This is a genomic window from Flavobacterium granuli (genome assembly GCF_031456055.1).
In the GTDB taxonomy this organism is placed as follows: domain Bacteria; phylum Bacteroidota; class Bacteroidia; order Flavobacteriales; family Flavobacteriaceae; genus Flavobacterium; species Flavobacterium granuli_A.
The window spans coordinates 1-13,648 of the sequence record NZ_JAVDTX010000003.1 but is presented as its reverse complement, the minus strand read 5'-3'; the positions used below and the strand labels follow the sequence as shown (position 1 = coordinate 13,648).

General features: G+C 35.9%; 8 protein-coding genes, 1 tRNA gene and 1 rRNA gene. 7 read left to right on the top strand and 3 right to left on the bottom strand.

Annotated elements, in window-relative coordinates; translation table 11 throughout:
• The first annotated feature begins 203 nt into the window (after positions 1–203).
• The 3 genes from J2W95_RS07085 (at position 204) to J2W95_RS07075 (ending at position 5,148) form a co-directional block, all read left to right on the top strand.
• Positions 204–3,023, top strand: a complete 2,820-nt coding sequence (locus tag J2W95_RS07085; RefSeq protein WP_310005409.1) for a TonB-dependent receptor — start codon at positions 204–206, stop codon at positions 3,021–3,023.
• A 72-nt stretch (positions 3,024–3,095) separates the two neighbouring features.
• The gene (locus J2W95_RS07080; RefSeq protein ID WP_310005406.1) at positions 3,096–4,103 is read left to right on the top strand and encodes a metallophosphoesterase; all 1,008 of its coding nucleotides are present in this window, start codon (positions 3,096–3,098) and stop codon (positions 4,101–4,103) included.
• A complete protein-coding gene (locus J2W95_RS07075) occupies positions 4,087–5,148 on the top strand; it encodes a phytase (RefSeq protein ID WP_310005404.1) in 1,062 nt (353 codons plus the stop codon). Before J2W95_RS07080 ends, J2W95_RS07075 begins: the two co-directional genes overlap by 17 nt.
• A 142-nt stretch (positions 5,149–5,290) precedes the next feature.
• Here the strand turns inward: J2W95_RS07075 and pckA are convergent, their stop codons facing one another.
• The gene (gene pckA, locus J2W95_RS07070) at positions 5,291–6,892 is read right to left on the bottom strand and encodes a phosphoenolpyruvate carboxykinase (ATP) (RefSeq protein ID WP_310005401.1); all 1,602 of its coding nucleotides are present in this window, start codon (positions 6,890–6,892) and stop codon (positions 5,291–5,293) included.
• A 72-nt stretch (positions 6,893–6,964) separates the two neighbouring features.
• Positions 6,965–7,363, bottom strand: coding sequence for a DUF423 domain-containing protein (locus tag J2W95_RS07065; protein WP_409025120.1), 399 nt, complete (start codon positions 7,361–7,363; stop codon positions 6,965–6,967).
• A gap of 320 nt (positions 7,364–7,683) precedes the next feature.
• Here J2W95_RS07065 and J2W95_RS07060 point away from each other — a divergent pair, with 320 nt between their 5' ends.
• Positions 7,684–9,054 carry a saccharopine dehydrogenase family protein gene (locus J2W95_RS07060; RefSeq protein WP_310005399.1) on the top strand — a complete coding sequence of 457 codons (1,371 nt, stop codon included), beginning with the start codon at positions 7,684–7,686 and terminating at the stop codon, positions 9,052–9,054.
• A 346-nt stretch (positions 9,055–9,400) separates the two neighbouring features.
• Here the strand turns inward: J2W95_RS07060 and J2W95_RS07055 are convergent, their stop codons facing one another.
• Entirely contained in the window at positions 9,401–10,789 is a 1,389-nt protein-coding gene (locus J2W95_RS07055; protein WP_310005397.1) for a dipeptidase, read from the bottom strand.
• A gap of 108 nt (positions 10,790–10,897) precedes the next feature.
• Between J2W95_RS07055 and J2W95_RS07050 the strand changes: the two genes are divergently transcribed.
• The 3 genes from J2W95_RS07050 to J2W95_RS07040 form a co-directional block, all read left to right on the top strand.
• Positions 10,898–10,982, top strand: a tRNA-Leu gene (locus tag J2W95_RS07050).
• Between the two features lie 155 nt (positions 10,983–11,137).
• On the top strand, positions 11,138–12,193 hold the full coding sequence (locus tag J2W95_RS07045) for a glycoside hydrolase family 130 protein (protein ID WP_310005395.1): 1,056 nt from the start codon (positions 11,138–11,140) through the stop codon (positions 12,191–12,193).
• 880 nt (positions 12,194–13,073) lie between these two features.
• Positions 13,074–13,648: ribosomal RNA gene (locus J2W95_RS07040) — 16S ribosomal RNA — on the top strand; the annotation flags it as partial.

Below are 13,648 nucleotides of genomic sequence, written 5' to 3'. Positions count from 1 at the left end.
CAAATTTAGCTCCAAAAAATTAATTATGGATGTAAATTGTTGATTTGTTTTTGATTGAAAGAAGCCTGTCAGATTTTTAAATGTTATTTTAACATTAATAAGATTTGTTCATATCGTTGAAATCATAACAGTATGTTAATTTTTTATCGCGGCTTTAGTAATGTTTAGGTTTTAGTTTCGCATTCAAATTCAAACAAGCAAAAATGAAAAATCTTTATTTAACAGTATTCCTCTTTTTATTAGCATTATCAGGGCATGCACAAAAAGCCATAATATCCGGAAAGGTATTGGATGCCGATGACAAACTTCCTTTGGCTGGGGCTATGATTCAAATAGTTGGCGAAAACAAATACACCATTTCAGATTATAATGGGCGTTTTGAATTGCTTAATATTAATCCAGGAACGTATCAAGTTCAGTTAAAATACATTGGTTATACTGGCATGACTCATGAAGTTGTTGTAACAGAAGGAAAAAATAATGTTGTTGATTTTATAGTTAAATCAGCAACTACTGAGTTGAACGAAGTTGTTGTGGGGGATAACTTAAAAGGACAGGCGAAAGCTTTAAATCAGCAAAAACACAATAAAAATATTGGTAACGTAATTTCATCTGACCAAGTTGGACGTTTTCCAGATGCCAATGTTGGTGATGCTTTGAAACGTGTTCCAGGAATTACTATGCAGAATGATCAAGGAGAAGCCAGAAATATTATTATTAGAGGATTGGCTCCATCTTTAAACTCAGTTACTTTGAACGGTGACAGAATTCCATCTGCCGAAGGCGACAACAGAAATGTTCAGATGGATTTGATTCCGTCTGATATGATTTCAACTATTGAAGTAAGTAAAACATTAACTTCAGATATGGACGCTGATGCTATTGGAGGTTCGGTAAATTTGATCACCAGACCAACTCCAAATGGCGAAAGAATATCTGCTACTATTGCTGGAGGTTATGCTCCAATCCGTGATAAGGCAATATATACTGCAGGATTAGTTTATGGGAATAGATTTTTTAATAATAAATTTGGTGCTGTAGTAAGCGGTTCTTATAATAATGTTGATTATGGTTCGGATAATATCGAAAACGAATGGGTAAAAGATGATTTTGGTAATGAATTTGTTCAGGCTTCCGATGTTAGAAAGTATGATGTACAGCGTATCCGCAGAAGTGCTTCCTTAGCATTAGATTATAAATTTGACGAAAACAATACCATTTTTGCCAATGCCATTTACAATTGGAGAGACGATAGAGAGAACCGTTTCAGAACAACTTATGATGATATTGAAGCTGTTTATGATGATGTTGATGAATCAAAGATTCTTGGTTTTGAAGGACGTGTAAAACGTGAAACGAAAGGCGGAGTTGACAACGACAGAAACAAAAGCAGAAGACTGGAAGAACAACGCGTACAAAACTATTCGCTTCGCGGAGAGCATTTGATTAGCTCAAAATTAGATTTGGATTGGTCAGCAAATTATTCTAGCGCAAGAGAATATACTCCTGCAGAGCGTTATATCGAGTATCGTCAGAAAGGATTGGATATGACACAGGATCTTTCGGATGCAAGATTTCCTTTGGTAACAACAACTGGAGAAGCAGTAGATGAATTTGAATTTGAGTCAGTTTCTGAAAACACAGATGATACTAAAGAAAGCGAATTTGGAGCGAAAATAAATGTTCGATTCCCTTTTACAATTATTCCAGCAGAAAAAGGCCGAATCAGAACGGGTCTTCGTCTTCGAATGAAAGAAAAATCAAGAGATAATATTTTTTATTCTTACGAACCAATCAATGATGACATGGCGTTGCTATCTGATATTTCGACAAGCTATTTTGACGGAAAAGATTTTAATCCGGGAAGCAAATATGTGCCAGGAACTTTTGCGTCGGCAAATTTCTTAGGAAATCTTGATTTGAATAACGCTTCTTTATTTGACAAAGAAGCTGATCCATCTGAATATTTGGCTGTAAATTATAATGCCAAAGAAAATATTTATGCCGCTTATGTAAGGTGGGATCAGGATTTTAATGATAAATTATCGATGGTTTTGGGTTTCCGCGTAGAGAACACTCATATTGATTATAGTGGAAACCGCGTTTTGGATGAAGAAGAATTGGAAAGCGAAATCAATACTACCAATACATACACGAATGTGTTGCCAAGTCTTACTTTTCAATACAATGCAACAAAAGTTTTAGTTTTAAGAGCGGCAGCTACTACAGCTTTGGCTAGGCCAAATTATTATGCATTGGCTCCTTATGTGAACAATATTGCATCTGAAATGGAAATTTCGGCTGGAAATCCAGACCTTGATGTAACTTATTCATACAATTATGATTTTATGGCCGAGAATTATTTTAACTCGGTTGGTTTAATTTCTGGAGGTGTTTTCTATAAAAAGCTTCATGATTTTATTTATAATTACAGCGACAGCCAATATACTACTGAGAAATTTACTGCTGATTTTCCAGGTCAGGACAATCCGATTCCAGCGGGTGAAAATTGGACATTTGTTCAGCCAAAAAATGGTGATACTGTAGATGTTTACGGTTTTGAATTTGCTTTTCAGCGTCAGTTGGATTTCTTCGAAAGCAAATTTTTGAAAGGGTTCGGAATTTATTTGAACTATACTTATACCAAATCTGAAGCCAAAGGAATTGCTGATGAAGATGGAAACGAAAGAGAAGATATTAGTCTTCCGGGAACGGCACCGCACATGTTTAATGGTTCCTTATCTTGGGAAAACAAGCGTTTTTCTGCTAGAGTTTCTACTAATTTTACTTCAGATTATTTAGATGAATTAGGTTCAGAAGCTTATAATGACAGCTATTATGACAAACAGTTTTTTGTGGATGCAAATGCGGCTTACAAAATCACATCTCACATTCGAATTTTTGCAGAAGCAACCAACTTGACTAATCAGCCATTGCGTTATTATCAAGGTGTTGAGTCACACACGAAGCAAGCTGAATACTATCAGGCAAGATATAATTTGGGATTAAAATTTGATTTTTAAAAGGACCTTTTAAATAATAAAAAAAGGAAACAGGATGTAATGTCCTGTTCCCTTTTTTATAGTTAATACAAAATGAAGCATATAATTTACTTTTTTATATCGGTATTGGTTTTTCAATTTTCGTCTGCACAAAAAGTAGAAAAAAGAGAATTGTCTGGCTATACGGAAGGTTATATCCCGGAATTGCAGAAAATTGACAACAGCCTGAATTTTTTATTAATGGGTGATTTTGGACGTTACGGTCAATTTTATCAAAAAGAAGTGGCTGCGCAAATGGGAAAAGCGGCTGCTACAATTGGCTCTGAATTTGTGATTAGTGTGGGAGATAACTTTTATCCAAATGGCGTGCAGAGCACCACAGATCATTCGTGGATCGCTTCTTTTGAAAATGTTTATACCGATTTTAGTTTACAAAACGATTGGTTTGTAGCTTTGGGGAATCATGATTATAGAGGAAATATTCAGGCGCAGATTGATTATTCGGCAAAAAGTCGCCGTTGGCACATGCCTTCAACATATTTTAAAAAGGAGTTTGATTTAGAAGACGGTAATAAAGTTTTAGTTTTGTTTATGGATACTTCGCCGTTTATAGATAAATATTACGATGTAGATTCCGGTATGAGTGAGGCTATCAAAGCACAGGATACCACGGCTCAAAAAAAGTGGCTGTTAAAAGAATTAGCCACAACAGACAAAAAAGTGACTTGGAAAATTGTGGTAGGACATCACCCTTTGTATAGCGGAGGAAAGCGAAAAACCAGTTCAGAAACTATAAGTTTCGAAAAAAAGTTTGCTGCTATTTTTGATAATCAAAAGGTAGATGCTTATTTCTGCGGTCACGAACACGATTTACAGATTATAAAACAAAAAGGGCATTATACAACTCAGTTTTTGTCAGGTGCAGCTTGTACTGTTCGTCCCAGTGGGGAAAGGGAAGGAACAATGTTTTTTGCCGAAAAATCAGGTTTTATGACCTTTACCATTACAAATTCAAAATTGCTTGCGCAGGTGGTTGATGGAGATGGAAAAGTTTTATTTACAACTCAAATAGAAAAAAACAAAAATGAAAAGCATAAATAAAATAGCAGCAACACTTGGATTAATTTCCTTAATTTCCTGTAGCGATAAATTGGCACCAATTCGCAAAGATGCAGTGAAGCCAACAATTGTTACCCAAAAATTACCGCAAGATACTGATGATCCTGCTATTTGGATAAACCCTAATGGTGTGTCCAAAAGCTTAATTATTGGAACTGATAAAGATACTGACGGCGGTTTGTATGCTTTTGATTTGAATGGAAAAATCATTGCAAAATCAGAAGTTTTAAAGCGTCCAAATAATGTGGATATTGCTTATGGTTTTGTTATTGACGGCAAAAAAATTGACATTGCCGTTACTACAGAACGTGAAAGCAATACGATTAGAATTTTCAGTCTGCCAGATTTGAAGCCTATTGACAACGGTGGAATTGCTGTTTTTGATGGAGAATTGGAGCGCGATCCTATGGGGATTGCCTTATACACTCGTACTAGTGATAATGTTATTTTTGCAATCGTTGGCAGAAAAAGCGGTCCTTCCGGAACGTATTTGTGGCAATATCGATTGACCGATGGAGGCAATGGAATAGCAAAGGCGAATGTTGTTCGTAAATTTGGGCAATACAGTGGTAAAAAAGAAATTGAAGCCATAGCTGTCGATAATGAATTAGGTGTTCTTTATTACTGTGATGAGCAATTCGGAATCAGAAAGTACAAAGCCGATCCAGCTTTAAATGATAACACTGAATTAGCTCTTTTTGGGAAAGGTGAGTTCAAAGCAGATAACGAGGGAATTGCAATTTATAAAACAACTTCGACAACTGGCTATATTTTGGTATCCAATCAGCAGGCAAATACGTTTATGGTTTACCTGAGAGAAGGGGCAAATGGAGATGCCAATAGTTATCCTTTATTAGCAGAAATTCCAACTTCTACAATAGAATGTGACGGAGCAGATGTAACGAGTATTAATTTAGGAGGCCAATATAAAAACGGACTTTTTGTTGCAATGAGCAATGGCATGACTTTTCATTATTATGCTTGGGATTTGATGCAGCAACGTATTGATCAAGCCAAAAATAAATAATTCCTTAATCATATTGAGCAGAGTTAAATTATCTTATTACTCTAGCTATTCTTTTTCCGGAACCTCGGAATTCCTCAAGATGATGTCAAAAAAAGAGCTGTTCGATTAAGAACAGCTCTTTAACATATTGAATTAAAATTAACTAAGCGATTGGAGCTCCTGCCATTATTTCGACATTGGCAAATTCTTTGAATTTAGCAAAATTCTCTTCGAATTTATGAGCTAATTCAGTAGCTTTTTTATCGTATAATTCTTTGTCTTCCCAAGTGTTTCTTGGATTTAGAATTTCACTAGGTACTTCTGGGCAAGATTGTGGAATTGCAATTCCAAATACATCATGATTGATAAATTCAACAGCGTCTAATTGTCCTTTTAATGCAGCAGTAATCATGGCGCGAGTGAATTTTAATTTCATTCGGCTTCCAGTCCCATAAGGTCCACCAGTCCATCCTGTGTTGATTAACCAAACTTTTACATTGGCATCTTTCATTTTTTCACTTAACATCTCTGCGTATTTTGTTGGGTGTAATGGCATGAAAGGCGCTCCAAAACAAGCCGAAAAGTTAGGTTGCGGTTCTGTAACACCTGCTTCTGTTCCAGCTACTTTTGCAGTATATCCAGATATAAAGTGATAAGCAGCTTGCCCAGCAGTTAGTTTGGATATAGGAGGCAAAATCCCATAAGCATCTGCAGTTAAGAAAAATATATTTTTTGGGTTTTTACCAATAGAACCCGGCTGAATGTTATCGATATGGTCAATTGGGTAGCTTACCCTTGTGTTTTGGGTGATTGAAACATCTTCAAAATCAACTTCATTCGTTCCGGTTTTGAAAACTACATTTTCAAGAATAGCTCCTTTTTTAATAGCTCTGAAAATGTCTGGTTCGTTTTCCTCAGTAAGATTGATTACTTTGGCATAACATCCTCCTTCAAAATTGAATACGGTATTTTCGTTTGTCCATCCGTGTTCATCATCACCAATTAATTTTCTATCAGGATCTGCTGACAAAGTTGTTTTTCCCGTTCCAGATAATCCAAAGAATATGGCAGTATCGCCATCTTCTCCAACATTAGCACTACAGTGCATTGGTAATGTGTTTTTGAAAACAGGTAGAATAAAGTTCAATGCCGAGAAAATTCCTTTTTTCATTTCTCCGGTATATCCTGTACCTCCTATTAACGCAACCTTTTTTGTAAAATCTAAGATTGCAAAATTCCCTTGACGTGTTCCATCTACGGCTGGGTCAGCTATAAATCCAGGAGCGCAAATTACTGTCCACTCAGGTGTGAAATTTTCTAATTCTTCATTTGTGAGTCTTAGAAACATGTTGTGACAGAATAAATTTGCCCAAGCTGTTTCGGTTACTACACGAACATTTAATCTGTAATTGGTATCGGCACAAACATAAGAATCTCTAACGAAAACTTCTTTGTTAGATAAATAAGCAGTTACTTTTTTGTAAAGAGCATCAAAAGCGGTTGGTTCAAAAGGAATATTAACTTTCCCCCACCATACTTTGTCCTCTGTAATACTATCTTTTACAATAAAACGATCCTGTGGAGAACGTCCTGTAAATTCACCGGTATTTATTGCTAATGCTCCAGTCGAATTTTCAACTCCCTGTCCAGATTGAATTGTAATATCGTGTAACTCATTAGGGGTTAGTTGATATTGAATTTTAGCATTTTCAATTCCCAGTTCTTTTAACGAAATCGATTTCGTAAACAAAGCGTAGTTGTCCATAAAAAATAAATTTTTTTGAGTGTTGTTTATTTCAGCGCAAAAGTATAAATTTTTTTAGAACCACATTAAATTTTATTTTTCTTTTTTTATTGGCCTTATTAAGTCAAAAAATAGAAGGAACCATGCGGAAATAAGAAATATCCCCCCAATTGGTGTAATGAAACCAAGTATCTTGAAATCAATTGGCATTAAAGAATTGGTTGCCAATAAGTAAATGGAACCGGAAAAGAATATAACTCCAAAAACAGTCAGAATATAGATCCTTTTTTTGAGTTTTAGATTAATTATAGTTGTTGTGCCAATAAATAATAAAAACAAAGCATGGTACATTTGATAGCGCACACCAGTTTCAAAAGTGGTAAGTTGTTCAACAGGTAGTAATTTTTTTAGGGCATGTGCACCAAAAGCACCAAAAATTATAGCTATCATCCCTAAAATAGCAGCCATCGTAATTATTTTTTTTTTAATCATTTTTTGTTTTATGAAAGTCATAAATATATCTATTATTTTAAATCAAAAGTAATTTATTAAGCAGGGATAAAAGTAGTTTTTTTAGTTGTTTAAAACATAGATATTTGATGTTTTTTACCAATTTTAACATTAAGAATCAAATAAAAAAGGTAAATGTTTTTTTAAAATCATTTGTTATAAATACAACAATATTGTATGTTTGTGTTATATTTTTAAAATAGTCTAAATGTAATCTGATTTAAATAGGGATAAAAACATCCTGTTTAACAAGAATAATGTATTGAAATTTATAATGTTACGTTTTTAAAATAAAAGAACTCATGAGAACAATTCTTATTATTGGAGCAGGAAGATCTGCTTCCTCGTTGATCCAATATCTTTTGGAAAAATCGGTATCCGAAGAATTGCATCTTATTATAGGTGATTTGTCTTTGACTTTAGCCGAAAAAAAGACAAATAATCATCCAAATGCAACTCCTATAGCTCTAGATATATTTGATGTAAATCAAAGAAAGAATGCAATTCAAAAAGCAGACATAGTTATATCGATGTTGCCAGCTCACCTTCATATCGAAGTGGCAAGGGATTGTATTGTTTATAAAAAACATCTTGTGACAGCTTCCTATATAAGTGATGCAATGCAAGAATTGAACGAGGCAGCCAAAGCAAACAATCTAATTTTCATGAATGAGATTGGACTTGATCCTGGGATTGACCACATGAGCGCAATGAAAGTGATTGATGAGATTAGGGAACAAGGTGGCAAAATGCTTTTGTTTGAATCCTTTTGTGGAGGTCTCGTAGCACCAGAATCTGATGATAATTTATGGAATTATAAATTTACTTGGGCACCAAGAAATGTAGTTCTTGCAGGACAAGGAGGTGCTGCCAAGTTTATACAGGAAGGTACCTATAAATACATCCCGTATGTAAATTTGTTTCGTAGAACCGAATTTTTGGAAGTAGAAGGTTATGGTAAATTCGAAGCCTATTCGAATAGAGATTCTCTTAAATATAGGAGTGTTTATGGTCTTGATGATGTGCTTACCTTATATAGAGGTACGATTCGTAGAGTTGGTTTTTCAAAAGCTTGGAATATGTTTGTGCAATTGGGTATGACGGACGATAGTTATATTATGGAAAACTCTGAAAATATGAGTTACCGTCAATTTGTGAATTCTTTCCTTCCATATCACCCAACCGATTCGGTTGAAATTAAAATGCGTTTGATTCTAAAAATTGACCAAGATGATATTATGTGGGATAAATTGGTGGAATTGGATTTGTTCAATCGAAATAAAAAAGTAGGGTTGAAAGATGCTACACCTGCACAAATTCTTGAAAAAATTCTTACTGATAGCTGGACCTTGCAGCATGATGATAAAGATATGATTGTGATGTATCACAAATTTGGATATGTTCTTAATGGCGAGGAAAAGCAAATAGATTCCAAAATGGTTTGTATAGGTGAAGATCAAATTTATACAGCAATGGCCAAAACTGTTGGATTGCCAGTTGCAATGGCAACTTTGTTAATCTTGAATGGTAAGATCACAACTCCAGGAGTACAACTTCCGATTCACAAAGAGGTATACCTTCCTATTTTAAAAGAGTTAGAAGAATACGGAGTTATTTTTAATGAACAAGCGATGCCTTATGTAGGTTATAATCCTGATAAAGTTTTTAGTTAAGGTTTTTTTTAATTTTAGATTTTTTAATTTTTTTTAGACAAATCCGCTTCGAAAGAAGCGGATTTTATTGTTTTAAGTACTATTTTAAGAAGTGAGTTTGGTTTTATTTTGGTTAAATTATTTGTTATAAAAAAGCAATGTCTTATAAAAACCAAAAGCCCTAGCCCTGATAGTAGCGAAAATCCTTACGAGCCGGTGTTCGGCTTATAAGATTGTAACTGATAGCAGGACACGAGCGAAGCGAATTGACGAAGTAAATAGCTCCTAATTAAAACCAAAATCATTTTGAAGAAGGCATAAAAAAATCCGCTCACTGGGAACGGATTTAGATATTGTTAGAGGAATTTTATTTACTTAATTCCACAAAATATTTGTAAAACAACGGAATGGTTTCAATCCCTTTCAGATAATTGAAAATTCCAAAATGTTCATTTGGCGAGTGAATAGCATCACTGTCAAGACCAAAGCCCATAAGTATTGTTTTGCTTTTTAGCTCTTTTTCGAACAAAGCAACAATAGGAATACTTCCTCCTGAGCGCACCGGAATTGCCGGAACACCAAAGGTTTCAGTATAAGCCATATTGGCCGCTTTGTAGCCTATGCTGTCTATAGGGGTCACATAACCTTGACCACCATGATGAGGAGTAACTTTTACGGTAACGCCTGCCGGAGCAATGTTGGTGAAATGTTTGGTAAACAAGTCTGTGATGACTTCCCAATCTTGGTTGGGTACTAAACGCATCGAGATTTTGGCAAATGCCTTGCTTGCAATAACCGTTTTTGCGCCTTCTCCAGTATAGCCTCCCCAAATTCCGTTGACATCCAGCGTAGGGCGAATGGAGTTACGCTCATTGGTTACATATCCTTTTTCACCATATATATCATTCAAGTTTAGTGCTTTCTTGTAATTGTCAAGATTAAAAGGAGCTTTGGCCATTTCGACTCTTTCCTCTAGAGATAATTCTTGAACATTGTCGTAGAAGCCTGGAATCGTAATGTGATTGTTTTCGTCATGCAATGAAGCAATCATTTTTGCTAAAACATTAATAGGATTGGCAACAGCACCTCCATAAAGACCAGAATGTAAATCACGATTTGGTCCTGTAACTTCAACTTCCACATAACTCAAACCACGAAGCCCAGTAGTGATAGAAGGTTGTTGATTGGAAATCATTCCGGTATCCGAAATCAAAATCACATCGTTTTTTAGTTTTTCGGTATTATTCTCTACAAAGGTTTTTAGGTTTACACTACCTACTTCTTCTTCACCTTCAATCATGAATTTGACATTACAAGGTAAAGTGTTGCTTTGAATCATATATTCAAAAGCTTTTACGTGCATATACATTTGGCCTTTGTCATCACAAGATCCTCTGGCGAAAATAGCGCCTTCAGGATGAATTTCAGTTTTCTTGATAATAGGTTCAAATGGGGGAGAAGTCCATAATTCTAATGGGTCAGCAGGTTGAACATCATAATGACCGTAGACTAAAACGGTAGGCAATTTTGGGTCGATTGTTTTTTCTCCGTAAACGATTGGATAGCCTGCTGTTTCGCAAATTTCTACAAAATCGCATCCAGCTTTCTCTAAACTTGCTTTAACAGCTTCGGCAGTGTCAAGAACATCTTGTGAAAAAGCGGTGTCTGCACTTACTGATGGGATTTTTAATAATTCAATTAACTCGTTGATAAAGCGATCTTTGTGTTTTGTAACATATAATTTTATATCTTCCATTGAATCAAAATTTTTTTAAGGATCAAAAATACAAAAAATAGAATGAATATTTTTTTAAAAAATCCTTTGAAAATTCGAAGTTATGATTATCTTTGCACCCACAATTGCGCGGATATGGTGAAATTGGTAGACATGCCAGACTTAGGATCTGGTGCCGCAAGGCGTGTAGGTTCGAGTCCTATTATCCGCACCAAAAGCTTCTCATCTCGAGAAGCTTTTTTGTTTTAATCACTTTCTTAGTGAATTCCTTCTTATCTTAGTATAAAGATTCAGAGCACTAAAACAATATGCTCCTGTAGCTTTCCGCCTTCAGTTTTTTTATTCAAAAATGAAATAGTAAAGAACGAAATGAAAGATATTGCAAAACGTTTCCCCGAAAATCCATTATTGTCTCCTCCAGATATTATGCCGAGTCATAAAGATTTGCAAATAGCCTGTCTTCTCAATCCAGGTGTGTTCCAATTCGATGGTAAAATATGGATGATAATTCGCGTTGCCGAAAGACCTGAACAAAAAGAAAATACGATATCATTTCCGATACTAGCTGAGTCAGGTATTAAAATTATGGAAATTTCTAATGATGCAGTAGGGTTAGAAACTAAGGATCCAAGAGTTATTAATTATAAAAACGTTAATTATTTGACGACACTATCGCACTTGCGATTAGTGTGTAGTGAAGACGGGTATAAATTCTATGAACCCGAAGGTTATCCTTTGCTAATTGGGCAAGGGAGACTGGAGTCATTTGGAATCGAAGATTGCCGAGTGTCATATATAGAAGGGGTTTATTATTTAACTTATACTGCTGTTTCGGAAAATGGTGTTGGTGTTGGTATGCGAACGACTACCGATTGGAAAAATTTTTATTCACACGGAATGATTTTGCCGCCACATAATAAAGACTGTGCTATTTTTGAAGAAAAAATTAACGGCCTGTTTTATGCTTTGCATCGCCCGAGTGGTGTTGGAATCGGGGGGAATTACATTTGGTTGGCCTCTTCTCTGGATGGGGTTAATTGGGGAAACCATGAATGTATTCTAAAAACAAGAGAAGGTCTTTGGGATAGTGCAAGAATCGGAGCAGGGGCATCACCTATAAAAACTAGAAAAGGATGGCTTTCTATTTACCATGGCGCTAATCAAAATAGCCAATACTGTTTAGGAGCCTTTTTAATGGATTTAGAGGATCCTTCAAAAATATTAGCGAGAACAGAAGAAACTATTATGGTTCCGACAGAAAAATATGAACTTACAGGTTTCTTCGGGAATGTGGTTTTTACCAACGGTCATGTAGTAAATCTCAAGGAAGATACAGTGACTATATATTATGGTGCCTCAGATGAATTTGTATGCTGTGCTGAATTCTCAATTAAAGAAATCTTCTCACTGTTGCATTTTTACTAACTATATTTATTTCTCCTTGCCATTACTTCGGTTAAATTCATTTAGATATTCAGGAGCTTAATCCCGCTATCCGCTACAATCTTGTGGTCCGAACCCCGGACCACAAGGATTTCCGCTACTATCGGGGCTAGGGCCTGAGTTTTTCATCAGAAAGAAGGCAATAAGTCCACACCTTATATATAGGAGAGAAAGATTCTCAAGAAAATCAGCGAGAATCTCTCTCTTTACTCAGAAGAATTCGTTTTGTCGCTATTCAATTTGACGAGTAAAAAATTAATCAAAGCCACGAAACGTCAACAAAATCTCAAAAAGAGCCTAAAGGGGAGGGTTTGAAATGTCAAAACCTCAAAAAGGGTATCCCATAAAGAACAACATACCAGCAGATTAAAAAATACTTTGAAAAAAGGTTAAAAAAGGTATTGTTTACACGAATAAACGTGCTACTTTTGCACCCGCAACAACGCAGACGTTCATAGAAATCCTGACAAGCCCACGAAATCGAAACGAAAATTTATTTTCAAAAAAAGATTGAGAAAAGCTTGTGAGATTCGAAAACGTAAGCTATTTTTGCACCCCGCAAAACGCGTAACGTTCCTTGAAATACTGCTGAGAAAAAGAGAAGCAAACGAAAAATAAAATTTTCAAAAAAACTTCAAAATTTACTTGCCAGTTAAAAAAGAATAACTACTTTTGCACCCGCTAATCGAAAGACTAGCGTAGTAAGAATAAAAGAAGAATACGTTCCTAGACATATTGAATTGACAGCCGTTCTGATGAAAATCAGAACAAATAAAATAAGAGTAATAGAATCGGAAGATTTGAAATAACCACTAGACCTTCAGTCAAAAATTAATAGAGCTATTTATAGTTCAAACAATATACGATGAAGAGTTTGATCCTGGCTCAGGATGAACGCTAGCGGCAGGCTTAACACATGCAAGTCGAGGGGTATAGTTCTTCGGAATTAGAGACCGGCGCACGGGTGCGTAACGCGTATGCAATCTACCTTTCACAGAGGGATAGCCCAGAGAAATTTGGATTAATACCTCATAGTATGCAGAGTTGGCATCAACACTGTATTAAAGTCACAACGGTGAAAGATGAGCATGCGTCCCATTAGCTAGTTGGTAAGGTAACGGCTTACCAAGGCTACGATGGGTAGGGGTCCTGAGAGGGAGATCCCCCACACTGGTACTGAGACACGGACCAGACTCCTACGGGAGGCAGCAGTGAGGAATATTGGACAATGGGCGCAAGCCTGATCCAGCCATGCCGCGTGCAGGATGACGGTCCTATGGATTGTAAACTGCTTTTGTACAGGAAGAAACACTCCTTCGTGAAGGAGCTTGACGGTACTGTAAGAATAAGGATCGGCTAACTCCGTGCCAGCAGCCGCGGTAATACGGAGGATCCAAGCGTTATCCGGAATCATTGGGTTTAAAGGGTCCGTAGGCG

Bases quoted from the DNA above. Each gene is read 5' to 3' on its own strand.
- J2W95_RS07085 (WP_310005409.1), top strand. From the start codon at position 204: ATGAAAAATCTTTATTTAACAGTATTCCTCTTTTTATTAGCATTATCA.
- J2W95_RS07080 (WP_310005406.1), top strand. From the start codon at position 3,096: ATGAAGCATATAATTTACTTTTTTATATCGGTATTGGTTTTTCAATTT.
- J2W95_RS07075 (WP_310005404.1), top strand. From the start codon at position 4,087: ATGAAAAGCATAAATAAAATAGCAGCAACACTTGGATTAATTTCCTTA.
- pckA (WP_310005401.1), bottom strand. From the start codon at position 6,892: ATGGACAACTACGCTTTGTTTACGAAATCGATTTCGTTAAAAGAACTG.
- J2W95_RS07065 (WP_409025120.1), bottom strand. From the start codon at position 7,363: ATGATTAAAAAAAAAATAATTACGATGGCTGCTATTTTAGGGATGATA.
- J2W95_RS07060 (WP_310005399.1), top strand. From the start codon at position 7,684: ATGAGAACAATTCTTATTATTGGAGCAGGAAGATCTGCTTCCTCGTTG.
- J2W95_RS07055 (WP_310005397.1), bottom strand. From the start codon at position 10,789: ATGGAAGATATAAAATTATATGTTACAAAACACAAAGATCGCTTTATC.
- J2W95_RS07045 (WP_310005395.1), top strand. From the start codon at position 11,138: ATGAAAGATATTGCAAAACGTTTCCCCGAAAATCCATTATTGTCTCCT.